This window comes from Lentzea sp. NPDC102401 (genome assembly GCF_044765805.1).
In the GTDB taxonomy this organism is placed as follows: domain Bacteria; phylum Actinomycetota; class Actinomycetes; order Mycobacteriales; family Pseudonocardiaceae; genus Lentzea; species Lentzea sokolovensis.
In genome coordinates this window covers 248,549-263,248 of sequence record NZ_JBIWKS010000007.1, presented here as the reverse complement: position 1 = coordinate 263,248, position 14,700 = coordinate 248,549, and the positions used below count along the sequence as shown (strand labels likewise).

Annotated in this window: 16 protein-coding genes; 4 read left to right on the top strand and 12 right to left on the bottom strand. The window is 72.1% G+C overall.

Features of this window, described 5'->3' with window-relative positions; genetic code table 11:
* Positions 1-265 precede the first annotated feature (265 nt).
* A complete protein-coding gene (locus ACIRG5_RS25515; RefSeq protein ID WP_402908725.1) occupies positions 266-721 on the top strand; it encodes a nucleoside-diphosphate kinase in 456 nt (151 codons plus the stop codon).
* Positions 722-734: 13 nt separating this feature from the next.
* Here the strand turns inward: ACIRG5_RS25515 and ACIRG5_RS25510 are convergent, their stop codons facing one another.
* From ACIRG5_RS25510 to ACIRG5_RS25475, 8 genes are read right to left on the bottom strand one after another with little or no spacing between them, the layout of a single operon-like run.
* Entirely contained in the window at positions 735-1,343 is a 609-nt protein-coding gene (locus ACIRG5_RS25510) for a 2OG-Fe(II) oxygenase (RefSeq protein WP_402908723.1), read from the bottom strand.
* Positions 1,340-1,834 (bottom strand): hypothetical protein, encoded by a 495-nt coding sequence (locus ACIRG5_RS25505; protein WP_360044672.1) that lies wholly within the window; start codon positions 1,832-1,834, stop codon positions 1,340-1,342. The genes ACIRG5_RS25510 and ACIRG5_RS25505 overlap by 4 nt, the downstream gene beginning before the upstream one ends.
* Positions 1,831-2,835, bottom strand: a complete 1,005-nt coding sequence (locus ACIRG5_RS25500) for a GNAT family N-acetyltransferase (RefSeq protein ID WP_402908721.1) — start codon at positions 2,833-2,835, stop codon at positions 1,831-1,833. The genes ACIRG5_RS25505 and ACIRG5_RS25500 overlap by 4 nt, the downstream gene beginning before the upstream one ends.
* Positions 2,832-3,539 carry a tyrosine-protein phosphatase gene (locus tag ACIRG5_RS25495; protein WP_402908720.1) on the bottom strand — a complete coding sequence of 236 codons (708 nt, stop codon included), beginning with the start codon at positions 3,537-3,539 and terminating at the stop codon, positions 2,832-2,834. The genes ACIRG5_RS25500 and ACIRG5_RS25495 overlap by 4 nt, the downstream gene beginning before the upstream one ends.
* A 5-nt stretch (positions 3,540-3,544) precedes the next feature.
* On the bottom strand, positions 3,545-4,696 hold the full coding sequence (locus ACIRG5_RS25490) for a hypothetical protein (protein ID WP_402908718.1): 1,152 nt from the start codon (positions 4,694-4,696) through the stop codon (positions 3,545-3,547).
* A gap of 11 nt (positions 4,697-4,707) precedes the next feature.
* A complete protein-coding gene (locus tag ACIRG5_RS25485; protein WP_402908716.1) occupies positions 4,708-5,340 on the bottom strand; it encodes a hypothetical protein in 633 nt (210 codons plus the stop codon).
* On the bottom strand, positions 5,324-6,436 hold the full coding sequence (locus ACIRG5_RS25480; protein WP_402908714.1) for an aminotransferase class I/II-fold pyridoxal phosphate-dependent enzyme: 1,113 nt from the start codon (positions 6,434-6,436) through the stop codon (positions 5,324-5,326). Before ACIRG5_RS25480 ends, ACIRG5_RS25485 begins: the two co-directional genes overlap by 17 nt.
* Positions 6,433-7,764 (bottom strand): B12-binding domain-containing radical SAM protein, encoded by a 1,332-nt coding sequence (locus tag ACIRG5_RS25475; protein WP_402908712.1) that lies wholly within the window; start codon positions 7,762-7,764, stop codon positions 6,433-6,435. The genes ACIRG5_RS25480 and ACIRG5_RS25475 overlap by 4 nt, the downstream gene beginning before the upstream one ends.
* A 305-nt stretch (positions 7,765-8,069) precedes the next feature.
* Here ACIRG5_RS25475 and truD point away from each other — a divergent pair, with 305 nt between their 5' ends.
* From truD to ACIRG5_RS25460, 3 genes are read left to right on the top strand one after another with little or no spacing between them, the layout of a single operon-like run.
* Positions 8,070-9,095: a tRNA pseudouridine(13) synthase TruD gene (gene truD, locus ACIRG5_RS25470; RefSeq protein ID WP_402908710.1), complete on the top strand. Its 1,026-nt coding sequence runs from the start codon at positions 8,070-8,072 to the stop codon at positions 9,093-9,095.
* Entirely contained in the window at positions 9,095-10,420 is a 1,326-nt protein-coding gene (locus tag ACIRG5_RS25465; RefSeq protein ID WP_402908708.1) for a hypothetical protein, read from the top strand. Before truD ends, ACIRG5_RS25465 begins: the two co-directional genes overlap by 1 nt.
* A 29-nt stretch (positions 10,421-10,449) precedes the next feature.
* Positions 10,450-11,130, top strand: a complete 681-nt coding sequence (locus tag ACIRG5_RS25460; protein WP_402908707.1) for a 2OG-Fe(II) oxygenase — start codon at positions 10,450-10,452, stop codon at positions 11,128-11,130.
* Here the strand turns inward: ACIRG5_RS25460 and ACIRG5_RS25455 are convergent.
* Genes ACIRG5_RS25455 through ACIRG5_RS25440 form a run of 4 tightly spaced genes read right to left on the bottom strand, consistent with a single transcriptional unit; the run spans position 11,096 to position 14,515 of the window.
* The gene (locus ACIRG5_RS25455; protein ID WP_402908705.1) at positions 11,096-11,677 is read right to left on the bottom strand and encodes a hypothetical protein; all 582 of its coding nucleotides are present in this window, start codon (positions 11,675-11,677) and stop codon (positions 11,096-11,098) included. The two genes, ACIRG5_RS25460 and ACIRG5_RS25455, sit on opposite strands and share 35 nt — an antisense overlap.
* The gene (locus tag ACIRG5_RS25450) at positions 11,665-12,744 is read right to left on the bottom strand and encodes a hypothetical protein (protein WP_402908703.1); all 1,080 of its coding nucleotides are present in this window, start codon (positions 12,742-12,744) and stop codon (positions 11,665-11,667) included. The genes ACIRG5_RS25455 and ACIRG5_RS25450 overlap by 13 nt, the downstream gene beginning before the upstream one ends.
* The gene (locus ACIRG5_RS25445) at positions 12,741-13,742 is read right to left on the bottom strand and encodes a hypothetical protein (protein WP_402908701.1); all 1,002 of its coding nucleotides are present in this window, start codon (positions 13,740-13,742) and stop codon (positions 12,741-12,743) included. Before ACIRG5_RS25445 ends, ACIRG5_RS25450 begins: the two co-directional genes overlap by 4 nt.
* A complete protein-coding gene (locus tag ACIRG5_RS25440; protein ID WP_402908699.1) occupies positions 13,730-14,515 on the bottom strand; it encodes a helix-turn-helix domain-containing protein in 786 nt (261 codons plus the stop codon). The genes ACIRG5_RS25445 and ACIRG5_RS25440 overlap by 13 nt, the downstream gene beginning before the upstream one ends.
* Positions 14,516-14,700 lie beyond the last annotated feature (185 nt).

Here is a 14,700-nt window from a genome sequence, read left to right as displayed (position 1 = left end):
CGGCGGCGCGGTCAATCAGTTACCGCAGCTCAGACCTTGCGGGGCTGGATCTTGTCCAGGCGGGGACGGAGCAGGGAGGCGTGGTTGCGGGTCATATCGGTACCTCTTTCTCGTGAGAGGCCTTCCCGCTCTCCGCGGGGGCGGCCGGTTTTGGTACAGGACATTTCTATCAATCGATTCCGCGATCCACAGGAAAACCGGAGCAATATTCCGCACCTCGAAACCGGACTTGACACGGCGGGCTTTCCGGTCAATCAATGGACGGATGTCCTACTCGGCTTTCTTCCACGGGCCGGCAGGTCTCGCCGGCTCCGGTCACGCCCTGGTGAAGCCCGACGGCGTGCGCCGCGGGCTGTCGGGCACCGTGCACTCGCGACTGCTCGACGACGGTCTGGAGGTCCAGCGGGTCGGCACGCTCTGGCTGACCACGGACATCGCCGCGCGGTGGTACCCGGACAAGCTCGACGAAGCCGACGGCCCGCTCACCCTCGAGTACCTGGTGAGCGGGCCGATGCTGTTGCTCGCGGTGCTGGGCGAGGACGCGCTGCGCCGCACCGGCGCGGTCAAGCGCGCCATCCGGGCGGAGTTCGCGACCGACGAACGCCACAACGTCATGCACTGCCCCGAAACGGTGGGGGAACGCGACCACGAGCGCGCGGTCTTCGTGACCGCCCTGAGACGACGAACGGGGTGGACGCCGTGGAAGGCGTCCACCCCGTGACTGTCGTGACGGATCAGTCGTGGTGGAAGACGACCTGTGCGGAGAGGCGTTCGCCGCCTCCCGCGCGGCCACCTTTCGCCACCGCGTGCCACGAGTTCTCGCCGCGCACCAGGATCACGCTGCTGCCGAGCTCGGGCGCCACGCGCTCGCGCACGTCACCGACCGAGGAGGAGCCGAGCAGCAACAGGTCGCCGCCCCCGTCCGACGGCCAGTCCCGGTTGAAGTAGAACACCTGCGTGACGACCTTGTTCTGCTTGTCCACGTGAGGGTCGAGCCAGCTTTCCTGGTCGTAGCGCCACAGGTTGACCTCGATCCGCAGCCCTTCCAGGGACAGACCGGTGAGCCGCTCGACGTTCTCCCGGTAGGCGGTCCCGACGACGTGGCCGAGGAACTCGTCCCACGGCTGCGGCAGGTCGCCGGTCGCGGCGGGATGCAGCCGGCGCACCCGCATCGTGTACGACTTCTCGCCGCCGGCGCGGCCCACCTTGGTGAAACCGTCCTCTGGGAAGGTCTTCAGCAACAGCTCCGCCCACTCCGGTGCCAGCGTCTCGGTGACGTGGTACCAGGGGAACGGGTCCTCGCGCCGGGCGGCGGAGGTGAAACGGACCAGGTCGGCGGTCATGACACTCCTTCGATCACATCGGACGTGGACTGCGGCCCTCTGGCCGCCAGCAGTGCGGGAACGCGGTGGACGAACTCCTCCAGCTCCTCGGTGCCGATCGCCCGCCCGCAGTACTGCTCGCGGACGCGCGCGACGGCCGCTGCCGGTTCGGCGCCCAGCGCGATGTCGAGTGACGCGAGCACACTCCCGGTCCGGCCGTGCCCGGCGAAGCACGCGACCTCGACGGTGGCACCGCCCCGTAGGGCGAGCACCACGTCCGCGAGCCGCTCGACCAGAACGTCGACGTCGTCCGGTGCGCGCAGTTGTTCCCACGGCACGAACCAGCGATTCCTCGCGTCCGCGTGGCCGTACCAGCGTTCGTCGAGGTACAGCCCCACGTCCGCGGGTTCGGCCGAGGCGGCGCCGCGGCGGCGTTCCTCGGAGTCGAGCGAGGTCGCCCAGACCACGAACGGCCCGACCCGGTACTCGGTCCTCCAGTGCCTGTCCTTCATCTCCTGCCGCTCCTCCCGGCGCCGGGAATCCAGTACCCCGCGCTGTGGTGTTCGGTGGGGCCGAACCCGGTCTTGAACCGCGTGACGGACGTGCCGGGATGGGTGTCGCCGAAGCTGAACCAGGCCCCGCCCTCCGCACAGGCCCGTTCGATCGCGAGGGACACCAGATAGGGAACGGCGCACGAGCGCGCGGCGATCTCCTTGTCCATCGCGCTCTGCCAGTAGGTGACGTGCGTGCCCTGGTGCAACATCATCGTCACGGCCACCGGCTCTCCGCGCAGGCTCGCGACCCACAACCTGCACGCCGGGCCGAGGTGGCGGACGACCGCGGCGAACTTGCGCGGCGGGTTCCTGCGCCACGCCTGCCACCTCGCCCTGGCCAGTGGCACGCCGTCGCGTCGCGCCCAGCGGTCGACCGCCTGCCGGTAGAACTGTTCGAACAGCGGCAGGGACCGGCCGGTGTCGTCCACCTCGATGTCCAGTCCCGCGCGTTCCGCCCGGCGGACGTCGTTGCGCCGGGCCGAGGTGTAGCGGTGCTTCCACACGTGCCCGAAGCCGCCGGACAGGTCCAGGACCTGCATCATGCGGGGGTTCGCGACGACGGTCGGCGGCAGCACCGCACGCCAGACCGCGTCGTCACGGGGGTCCGGGCGCAGGTAGGTGGACCGCACCGGCTGCGCCATCAGGTCGCGGACGACGGCGGCGGCCTTGTCCTCGCGCAGGTCGCCGCGGGTCAGCGCACCGCCGATCCCCCAGCCGAGCGGCCAGGACGACTGCTCCGCCATCGCCGCGGGACGCAGCCTCCCGCGCACCAGCGGCACGACCAGGCTGGTGCCGTCGTCCCACCGGTAGAGGCGGCTCACGTCCCTGCCCCGCCGGGCGCCGCAGACCGCGTCGCGCCACTGCGGGGTCTGCGACACCGGCGTTGCGGCCACGTCGGAGTCCACAATGGACTGCCAGGCGTCACGCGGCGCCGGGCTCACGATCTCCGGCGCGGTCACGACAGCACCTCTCGAAGGCGTGCGGCGTCCGCCGGTGCGGCGCCCGCGGCGACCAGCGCGGCCTCCGCGCCGCCGTAGGTCCGCCGCACCCAGCTCAGCCACTCGATCGCGGTCTCGGGGCTGGTGCGCATCCGGCTCAGGTAGTCCTCGCGGCTGTGCCCGCGCCGGATCCACTTGTCCTGGAAGCGGTCCACGTTCGCGGCGAGATCGGCGGCACCCGCCGCGTAGTCGGCCGCGATGTCCTCTTCGGACGCACCCGCGAGCGCGAGCGCGAGCATCACCGCGACCCCGGTCCGGTCCTTGCCGAAGTGGCAGGTGAGCAGGAACGGCTCGGCCGCCACCTCCGCGAGCCCCGCGACCAGCGCGGCCCACCGGCCGGGCGCCGAAGACGTGAGGATCGCCCGCAGGTACTCGACGCGGTCGCCGACACCGGGCCTGCGCGCGGAAACCGACTCACGCGGATAACCGTCCAACGGCACGGAAAGCCACCTCACCCCTGCGCCGACCAACGCGAGCGGCGGGCCGTAGCGGTCGATCTCGGCGGGGGAACGCAGGTCCACCACCGTGCGCAAACCCAGCTCCGCCGCCAGGTTCTCGGCCTGGGCGGCGGTGAACGCCGTGCTGTCACCGGAGCGCAGCAGCCGTCCCCCCGGTGCTCCCCCGGCGGTGACGACGCGGAAGTTCACCCCGCCCGCCGCCGTCACGCCGGTCACCTCGGGCCCCCCGGCAGACCGGCGGCACCGGTCACCTCGGCCCAGAACGCCGGGAAGTCCGCGTTCACGTCCGGCCCGTACCGCACCCGCACGACCGGCAGGCCGCGCAGTTCGGCCAGCACCCACGCCCTGGTGTCGCGATGCGCCTTCGCGGGCGGGAGCAGGCCGAGGTAGTCGGTGAGGTCGCGCAGGGCGTCGTTGGTGATCTCGTGCTCGCCGCACCACCCTTCACCGGTGGCGTCCTCGATCCGCCAGCCCTTCTGCCGGAAGTCCGCCGTCGGCAGGACCACGGCGGCCGGCTGGACCCCGGTCACCGCGTTGATCCCCGCGTACTCCACGAACTCGTCCATGTCCACGTGGATGCGCCGCCGGTCCCCGAGCGCCCACGACGTCACCTCGCCGGGGAGGGGGATCTCCGGCTGGCCCGGCCGGCGCAGGGGCGCGGCCGCGAACCTCGGACCGCTGGGATGCTCCGCGAGCACCGCGACGCTGATCGCGACCCTCTTCGGCCATCCGGAGGTGACCAGACCGCCCGCATCACCGGTCCAGGTGGCCACGGTGTCGTCACTGACGAAGTCGTTGCCCGCCAAAGTGCTCGCGAGGAACGAGAGGGTGGACTTCCCGCTGTTCTTGCGGCCCATCAGCAGCACGGCACGGCCGTCGACCGACACCGACGAACCGTGGTGCATGGGCACCCCGGCGCCGACGAGCTGTGCCCCGACCACGAACCGCAGGAAGCGGACGACCGCCCGCAACGTCGGCGCGCCGAGCTCCCCGTCGATGGTCAGGTGGATGTCGCCGCTGCCCGGCCGGGTCGAGACCAGCATCGGTTCCGAGTCCGGCTCGCTGTCGCGTACCAGCACGGTGCGGTCCGGGTCCTTCTCCAGCACGACGAACCGGGGCCCGTCGCCGTGGATCCACATCTGGGGCAGCCTTGCCAGCGAGTCCCGGGCGGGCAGCCCCAGCCCCGGTTCCTGGGTGACGTGGACGCGCACCTGTGCGTCCAGCAACGTGTCGTGGACCGTCACGTTGGGACTGAGGGCCCTCGTGGCCATCAGCTGGATCTCGGGCAGGTCGGTGTGGACGTCGATCTGTGCCGTCAGGCAGGACAACGCGAACACCGACCTCGTGGACGGCGGTGCGGACATGGTTCTTCCCCTCATCGTTTCGGTGGTCGCGCGACGCAGTCGCAGGGCACCAGGCCTGGTCCGGCCGTGGCCCCCGGCTGCGGCGACGCGCTGATCGCGGACGTCAGCTCGGCCAGTACCCGCTCGGCCCGCGCCGGGGTCCGGCACACCACCACGCGCCCGGCCGCCGCGCGCAGGACGGGTCGCATCGCGGCCAGGTCCTTCCGGCGGAACGCGAGCACCTTGCCCAGCAACGCCTTCAGGTCACGCACGTACGGGTCGGCGGTGGCACGCAGGCGCCGCGGCAGGTACTCCTCCGCGCTTCCCCGCCGCAGGCGCACGCTGCGGCGCAACACGCGCCACGCGCACAGCAGCGGGTGGTAGTCGAGCAGCACCACCAGGTCCGCTCGCTCCAGCCGGAAGCCCGCCGTCGGCGCGTAGTTGCCGTCGATGATCCACTCGGGCTGTGCCGCGAGCCGCTGGACGAGTGCTCGCCACCGCGGCTCCGGCGTCCGGCGCCAGCCGGGCCACCAGTAGAGGTCGTCGAGGTGGAAGAGCGGCGGGCCCGCTGCGGCGAGCCGGTGGCAGAAGGCCGACTTGCCGCTGCCGGGACTGCCCAGGACCGCGATGCGGCGGGGTGCCGGGAGGTCAGAGGGGAAGGCCATCGTCGTCCACCTCGGCGAGGGTCGCCGCGACCAGGCTCATGGTCGCGGCGTCGGCCATCGACACCCGCAGGCATCCGGTGAGACCGGGTAGCCCGTCCAGGGCACGGATCCGGAAACCCCTGGCGCGCAGGAACTCCGCGACCCGCACGGGCGCGTCGGGCGAGCCCGTCGCCAGGGTGACGAAGTTGCCGCCGGGCCGTAGCGCGGACCACGCCGGATGAGTGCGCAGGACGCGGGCGGCGAAGTCGTCCCTGATCGCCGCCACGTCGCGCCAGACGCGGGCGAACTCGTCCGCCCGGTCCAGCAGTCCGCGCAGCAGTCCGATGGCGGGTCCGGACACGGGTCCGGCGGGGTGGAAGGCACCGAGCTGCGCCGCGATCGGCTCGTGCGCGAACACGGCGGCGATGCGCGCGCCCGCCAGCGCGAAGGACTTCGAGTAGGACCGGACGACGACGAGCCGGCGGAATCTGCCCAGCAGATCGACGTGGGTCGTCGAGGTGTAGGCGCCATAGCACTCGTCGACCACCAGGAGATGGCCGTGGGCCTCCGCCGCCTCGGCCAGTTCCACGACCTGGTGCCGGGACAACAGCAGGCCGCTGGGGCTGGCCGGGTTGGTCACCGCGACGACGCGGGGTGGGCTCGACCGCATCGCCGCGAGCAACGGCGCGCAGTCCAGCGCGTGCGGCGGCCCGGTGAGCTGAGGAACGGCGGCCACCGGGACACCGCGCAGCGCCGCGTAGTACCGCCACGCCTCGAACGACGGCTCCGGCAGGATCAGTCCGCCCGCCGCCACGGCGAACGCGTCCACCAGCAGGCCGATCGCGAGGTCCGATCCCGCGGTCAGCACGAGTGCCGGCTCGTCGACGCCGTGGTAGGCGGCGAGCGCCGCGAGCAGGTCCCGCTGCTGCGGGTAGCTCCGCACGAGCCCGGCCCGCAGGTCGCGCATCGCGTCGCGCACCAGGTCGTCCGCGACGGGATGCTGGAGCTCGCAGCTCTTCAGGTTGACGAGGCCCGGCGTGTCCGGTCGCGGCGGACGGCGCAGGCCGCGCGCTCCCGGCACGACGGGAAAGGCCGTCGCGGCGAGCCGGCCGGTCATAGCGGTGCCACCTCCCGCTTCCGCGGGACGTTCTCGTGCACCGCGGTCAGCCGGTCCTCCCGGCCGAAGAGGAACGAGTACAGCTCGGCCCTCTCCGCGGGATCCCCGGCCGCGGCGATGAGCTGGCGGTTGTACCGGCTGATCTCCAGCGGGGTCATCGCCGGGTGGAGGTCGTGGAATGGCGCGTACATCGTCGGACGCACGCGGGCGCCGACCTCACGGGCGACCTCCACCGTGCGGCGGATGCCTTCCGGTGTGGTGCCGGGCAGCCCGACGATGACGAACGCGTTGAGCTCGATCCCCGCCGCCACGCACCACTCGGACAGCTGCCGGAAGCGTTCCTCCTCAGTGCGCTTGACGCGCGGCAGGCTGCCGTGGCCGTCGGACTCCAGCGTCTCCAGGCCCACCGAGATGCGCACGCACCCGGACTCCCCCATCAACCTGACGAGGTCGGCGCTGAGGTGGCGGACGGTCGTGGCGCACTTCCACTTCGGCGAGACCGGGCCCGCGATGAACCGCCTGCACAGTTCCTCGGTCCACTTCCGGTCGAGCGTGAACGTGGGCGCGTAGAACGCGACGTACTCGAACGGCGCGACGGCGAAGCTGCGGCCGATGTACTCGACGACCTGGTCCACGGACAGCCGGCGTTCGCGAAGGCCGAAGATCTGCGGGACCTCGCAGAACGAGCAGCCGATCGGGCAGCCCCGTGCCGCGGTGACGACCAGTTCGCGCCGGAAGGGGATGCCGCAGAACTTGTGGTCGTCGCGGGCGTAGAGCCGGTCGTAGGCCTCGTAGGGGATCTCGCTGATGTCGGGCAGCGCCCACTCGTCGGGCTGCAGCGCGTCACCGGCGACCGTCGGCACCTGCCACTCGCCACCGGTCCTGACCGCGGTGCCGGGCAGCGCCCCGGCGGGCCCACCGGCGGCGACCGCGCGCACGAAGTGGGCGACGCCCGTCTCGTAGTCACCGGACCGCACGATCGCGTCCAGGTCGTAGTTGGCGAAGTAGCCCGGGTTCATGCTGCTCAACCTGCCGAAGGTGATCAGCTTCGCGGCGGGCGCCAGCTCGCGGGCGTACATCACGAAGCGGTCCAGCCCGTCGACGGCGTCGAAGTCGTTCATCACCGCGATCACGTCGTAGCGGCCCTGGTACAGCAGGTCTCCGACGGCCTTCCAGTTCATGTTGAGCACGCCCGCCTCGCACGTGTCGACGTGCTCGACCTCCGGCATCCGGCGCAGATAGCCGGCCACGCCGAACAACGGCGTGTGGTGGCCTGCGTTGAAATAGCTGGGCACGTGCGGCGGCCACACGACGAGAACCCTGAGCATGCCCACTCCTTCGCTCGCTACTACCGAGGTTTCGGCGTCATCGTCGGCCGTTCCGGCGCGCCGATGGGCCGCGGTTTCTCACCACGGAACGATTCCGCGCCCGGTTTCGCAGTGCGGAATGCGGCGCGACAGCGGCCGGCACGGGCCCGTACGGTCGAGGCGAACCCGGCGGAGTCCACTTCGGACGGAGTGAAGCGCGATGCCACCCATTCCTGACCGGCATCCATCGGAGGCCCAGGAAGACCGCTGCGCAGTGATACCCCGGTCATGGGCTTCGCCGGTTTCCCAGCCATAAGGAGAACCCGATGCATTCCGCAGTGCTCAAGGCCGTGCCAGAGGACTTCGTCGTGAGCGAAGCCGCACTGCCCTCTCCCGGCTCCGGTGACGGGGGCAGGTACGAGTACCTCCGGCTGCGCAAGCGGGGGTTCACCACCTTCGAGGCGATCGAACGCGTGGCCGCCGGGTTCGGCGTGCCGCGGTCGGCGATCTCCGCGGCGGGACTCAAGGACGAGGACGGAGTCACCGAGCAGACGATCTCCCTCGACGGCACCACGACCCCGCAGGCGCTCGCGGCGTTCAACGAGTCCACTCAGGACGGATCGCGGTGGGTCACGGTGTCCCCGGCGGGCCGCGGTGACCGCGCCGTCGAGATCGGCGAGCTGGTGGGCAACGTGTTCGCGCTGACCCTGCGCGACCTCGGCGAGGATCTCGTGAGCCGGCTGCGCGACGAGCGCACGATCGACCTGTTCTTCGTGAACTACTACGACACCCAGCGCTTCGGCGTCCCCGGCGGACCGAAGCAGACTCACCTGATCGGCGGCGCGCTGCTCGCGGGCGACCACGACACCGCGTTGGAGCTGGTCCGCGCGTCCGGCTCGGCGGAGGGCGAGAAGGCGCTGAGGCACGAGGGCGACGGTGAGTCGTTCTTCGCCGGGCTCGACCAGCGGGTCGTGTCCTTCTACCTGTGCGCGCACTCCTCGTTCGACTGGAACAACCGCGTGGCGGAGTTGGTCGCCACGACCGCGGGTGACCAGGCGGTGCCGACGACCAAGGAGGGCATCGGTTTCCTGCTCCCCACGAGCCCCGGCGCGGTCCTCGCGCTGGCCCGCGAGCAGCGGTCGGCCGGCTACGACAAGTACCGCTGGACCGGCGAAGCGATGCGGCACACGGTGTCCAGCCGCCGCACGGTCGTCCAGACAGAGGTGACGGTCTCCTCGGCGGCGCGGGACGAGCTGTTCCCCGGCCGGTGGCGGGCCGGGCTGTCGTTCTTCCTGCCGTCCGGCTGTTACGCGACGAACGCGGTCGCCCAGCTGCTCCTGCAGGTGACGTGATGCACTGGGACGTCACGGGGGACCTCCTCGGCGAGTGCGGGCCGATCCGGCTCGGCGGCTTCAAGCACCTGCTCGCCCCGGTGCTGGCGGCGGCGGCGATGTCCGGCCGGCCGTGGTCGGTCACCAACGTGCCCGACATCAGGGACTCCCACATGCTCGCGGCGATGTTGCGCGACGCGGGCGCGGAGGTCGTCCTGGACACCACGAACCGGTCGATGACGGTCGACGCGCGATCGCTGACGCGCCACCGGATCGACTCCAGGTGGTCCACCCAGGTCCACGGCGGCACCTACCTGCTGCCCGCGCTGCTCGCGGCGACTGGGCGTGCCGAGTCGGGGGCGCACGGCGGCTGCCAGATCGGCGGCGGCAGCGGCAAGCGTCCTATCGCCCACCTGGCCGAGGTGATGAGCCGCTTCGGCGCGGTGTGCGAAGTGGACGGTGACGCGGTCACGGCGACCGCGCCCGCCGGTGGGCTGCGCGGCACCGAGATCGACCTGGCCGACTTCGCGGAGGTCGAGCCGGTCAGCGGCACGCTGACCGGGCCGCACTACTCCGGCGCGAGCAAGACGGCGCTGTTGCTGGCCGCCGCGGCCAGGGGCACCACGGTGCTGCGCAACCCGTACCCGAAGCCGGACACCGTCGAGCTGGCCAGGATTCTCGGCGCGCAGGTCGAGCGGGACCTGATCGTCGTGGAGGGCGCGGGAGGCCCGATCGGCGCCGCCGCGGCGCATCTCCCGTCCGACCTCATGGAACTCGTCACGTTCGTCGCGATCGCCGTGGCGGCCCGCCGGGCCGTGCGACTGCGACTGGACCGGCCGGAGCTGGTGCGCGAAGGGCTTGCACCGGAACTGGGCCACCTCGCGGAGATGGGCGTGCCACTGCGCTGGGACGGCGACCTGCTGGACGTCGAGGGCGCGCACGAGATCCGGCCCGCGCGGATCGTCGCCGCCTCACACCTCGCCTACAGCGACGCACAACCGCTGTTCGCCCTCATGCTCTCGCGTGCCACCGGACCGTCGGTGCTGACGGATGCCGTGTGGCACAACAGGTTCGGCTACGCCGACGGTCTCGGCAAGCTGGGCGCCGACCTGACCGTGCGCGGTCACGCGCTCGAGGTGCGCCCGAGCACGCTGCGCCCGAGTGGAGAGGATCTCCACGCCGGTGACCTGCGCGCGGTCGCGACCGTCGTCCTCGGCGCGCTGGTCGCGGGCGGGCGGCACCGCGTGCACGGTGTCGAGCACATCGGCCGCGGTTACGAAGGCCTGCCGGAGAAGCTGACGAGGCTGGGCGCTCACATCGAGACGTCCGAACGCATCGCCGCGTGACCACACATCCCGTTCGAGGAGGAGGGACCATGACCCACACCACCGGAACACCCCTGATCGACTGGACCGCCGTGCGCGACGGCGTGCTCGCCGAGGAACCGTTCGGCTGGTGCCTGATCCGCGACACGTTCGACCCCGTCACCGCATCGGCGATCGAGGAGCAGTTCCCGAGCGAGGGATTCGTGGTGACCGAGCGGCCGAGCGGCACGCCCGGCGCGAAGGGCTACCGGACCCACAACCTGCCCCTGGTCACCGCCGACAGGCTGGACGAACGGGCCGCGAGCCTGCTGACGCCGTTGTGGCGGGCGCTGCTGGACGGCCTGCGGTCACCGGAGTACCGCGCCGCGGTGACCGCGCTGACCGGCCGGGACGTGACCGGGTGCGAGCTCGAGATCCGGGCCGTCCGCTACCCGGCGGGGGCGTGGATCGACCCGCACACCGACCGGGCCGACAAGGTCGTCACGCAGACCTGGTACTTCAACAGCGACTGGTCGCCGGAGTACCGCGGCCAGCTCCTCGTCCTGGGTTCCGACGACGTGACGGACGTGCGGACCGAGGTGCTGCCCGGCGCGGGTGACTCGGTCGTGCTGTGCCCGTCGGAGAACTCGTGGCACGCGGTCGCCCCGGTGGCGGAGTCCACTCCCGTCGACCGCAGGGTGCTGCTGCTGCACTTCGTCAGGCCTGGGAACGCGGAGCCGTCACCGCGGTGAGCACCAGCGCCACCACGCCGGCATCCGGCAGCGGTGTGCCGAACTGGCAGAGGACGGCCACCACGAGCAACGTGAGCGCCTGGGGACCGCGCTGAAGCAAGCGGCGGAGGAACACCGTTCTCACCTGAACGGCGCCGTCGGCGGCGATGACATCGGACAGCGTCTCGTGCCGGTGCAGGAGAAAGGCGATCAGGCCGGGGTCGGCCACCTCCGGTTCGGTGGCCGCGCGGACGATCCTGCGCACGGCACGGGACGCGTCGGCCCCGGCCGGGGAGAGAGGCGGCTCCGGGTGGGCGGGAACGATCAGCAGCAACGGCAGGAAGGCGGGAACGAACACGACACCCGCGAACCCCGCCGCCGCCAGCCGCAGCAACCGGTCGGCCACCAGCCCGCCCGGCGTCCGGCGCGGCGCGGTCACCAGGCAGGCGACGCACAGGACGAAGAGCGTGAGGGCGAGCACGCCACCGCCCGACAACGCCCAGAACGCGGCGAGACCGGTGGCCGCTCCCGCCGTCAGCCTCAGCGCGTCCACGATCATCGCGGCCATTCGACCCGCACGTCCTCTCGTCGCCGCCATTCCTCCAGCACGGCCGCGAGAAGTCCCTCGGGCTCCGCGGCCAGCAGCACTCGTCGCGCCCCCAGCTCGATCCGAGCGCTGACCCTGGCGGCGAGCACGCGGTCCCAGACGTGCCGGCCGACGTCGCATCCGCCGTGGAACTCCGCCGACAGCACCGTGTCCCACCCGTGGTCCAGTGCGGTGACCACGTCCTCAAGCCCGCACAGCTCGACGGTGATCGGCACGCGCCGCGCCACGTCGTCCGGCGCGCAGACCGGCAGCACGTTCTCCGCGACAGTGGCGAATCCGAGCCGGGGCTGGTCACGCGGAACGACGAACGCCAGCGGATCCGAGGTGCGGGACTGGGACGCCAACGCCGCCACGTCACGGATCCGGCGCCGGGCGGCTCCGGCGAGGGCGACGCCGGACAGGGTCGAGGTCGCGACCGCGAACGCCGACCTGGCGGCCAGTACGGCTGCGAGGAGGTGCCACGCCGACGAACCCGCCGACACCACGAGCGCGGCGCAGCCGGCGGTGAGCAGCACCGCCATTCCCCGCCGCCGTACGTCGAAACGCGTTGCCGCCCACCAGCTCGCGGCGTCACGAGCCGCCGGGACCGGCCAGGCCGCGAGCACGCAGAGCACGAGTACGGCGACCGCGGCGGCGGCTACCGAGACCGTCAGCGTGACGAGTGCCAGCACCACCGCGCCCTCCGAGGCCGCGACGGCCAGGACGGGCCAGGCGCTGCCGGGCTTCGGTTCCGAGCGGATGGCGACCCCGGCCGCGGCGTGCACGGCGTGCCGCAGCGGCCCGTCCGGCTCGATCCGCACACCCCTGACCGCGATCCGCCGCATCTCGGTCAGCAGCCGCCGCTGGGCGGTGCGGTTGACACTCCTGCCCAGCACCCGCGCGCGGGTGTCGCGCCACTCCGCCAGTACGGGATCACACATCAGTGCCAGCACACAGCAAACCCAGGCGTGGTGAGCCGCGAACACGACCGCGGCCACCGGCGCGAGCGCCGCGGGCAGCCCGGCCGCCACGACGGCGAACACCGTCATCTCGCCTCCCTCAGACGTGCGAGCGCGTCCTCGGCGGCGTGGCTGCGCGGGTCCCAGCGGAGCCGGAACACCGGACGGGCGGCGGCGAGCAGACCGAACGCGTGCCCGGCCTCGTCCCGCTCGGCGGTCCAGCCCGCGTCCGCGGGCACCCGATGCCGCAGCAGGAGAGCGGGAGCCTCTCGCGCGGAGACCCGCTCGACCACGGGCGGACCCGGTTCCCTGACCACGTGCACGAAGGCGTCGACCTCGGCCGCGTCGGCCGTGCCGACACCGATGAGGTCGCCGATCTCCCGCTGGGTGAGCACGACCTTGTCCGCGCGCACCGCGTCCGGCCGGACGAGGCGGGCGGTCCTGACCCGGCCGGTGGCGCCCAGCGCGGCCACGGTGCCCCACCCGAACCGGGGCGCGATCGCCGCCCCGACCGCCGTACCACCCGGCAGCACCACGGTCCGATCACCGGCGATCAGCTGTCCGCCGGACCTGGCGAACCACACCGCGAGGGTCGACTTGCCCACGCCGCCGTCTCCGCAGAACACCGTTGTGCCGGAAGGGTTCGTCGCTGCGGCGGCGTGCAGTGTCACGCCGCCCGCGCGCACCAGCTCGTCGACGATCAGCGCGCGGAGGAGGATCTCGGGGAGCCGTGGCGTCCGCCGTCCTCCGGCCGTGACGACCGACCAGCGGTCGTGGGCGTGCCGGACGAACGCGTGCGCGGGCAGGTCCCCGCTCTGTTCGGTGACCCAGGCACGCCCGCCGTCGACATCGCGGTACCAGGTGTCCCGGATGCGCACCTGCCTGCGCTCGGACGGCCGCGCGGCGAGGAAACCGAGCTGCTCGTCGTCACGGACCGACTGGACACCGGCGAATCGCCGGAGCAGAGATGATGAGAGCGTGCTCACGTGCAGATGCGCGTCGACCCACGCGAGCTCGGTCTCGTCCGGGCTGTCGAACCGGAAGCTCAACGGTCCCCACGCCGCCGTGACGGACATCAGCTCGCCCATTCGAGATCGGTGGTCTCGCTGAGCGAGCGGCCGAGCGAACCGGCGGAGGCGAGGAGCACGGGGGCGACCCGGCCGACCTCGCACCCCGGTGCGGTACCGGCGACGGCGAGAGCGGCGACCGCGCCCGCGCCGGGGATCAGCACGGGACACGCGACGGCCAGCACCCGGCCGGGTTCCTGTCCGTGTTCGACGGCGGCGTAGCCCAGAGACCTGATCGTCCTGATGCGACGGATCCGCTCGGCGTCGAGCTGCGCGGTCACACCGGCCGTACGTGCCGGGTGGTCGAACGCAGAGACCGCGGACATCGCGGCGTGAGCAGCGATCCGTTCCCGGCTCCGCTCCTCCCCCGGCACCGCATCGCCCGCGCTCTGCTCCCCGAACCGGTCGAGTTGCACCACCCCTCTGCCCTCGCGGATGAACAGGTGGGCGGACCCGCCGGTGAGCCCGCTCGTCCTGACCAGCAGCGGTACCGCGGCGTCGCGCAGCACGCGGTGCCGGACGACCCGGGAACCGAGCACCGAGCACCGGGCACCGAGCCGCAGGTCGCGGCCACTGCGCTCCAACAGGCCCCACTGCACCAGTTCGGCGACCAGCCGGTGCGCCGTCGGTTTGGAAAGACCGGCTCGCTGGGAAAGCTCGGTGAGGGTGAGAGTGGCATCCGCGGGACCGAAAACGCAGAGAATCGCGAGCGCCCGCGAGAGCATCGATCGTTTGGGGCCACCACTGTCGCATCGGCCCCCCACCACGGCAATGGACGCGTCCTGAGTGAACATCACGCCACCTCTCTTTTCGCGGGGAACATCCGACGTCGCGGTCACGACCCGGACGGGAAGCATCCGGGCAAACGAACCCACACATTCGTGCAATTGCGCCGGCGACCGAAGCCGGCGACCGGTTGCGAGACTCGATCGACCCGTTTTCCGTGGTTGCCGTCACCTTCGATCGTGGCCGCACCGGT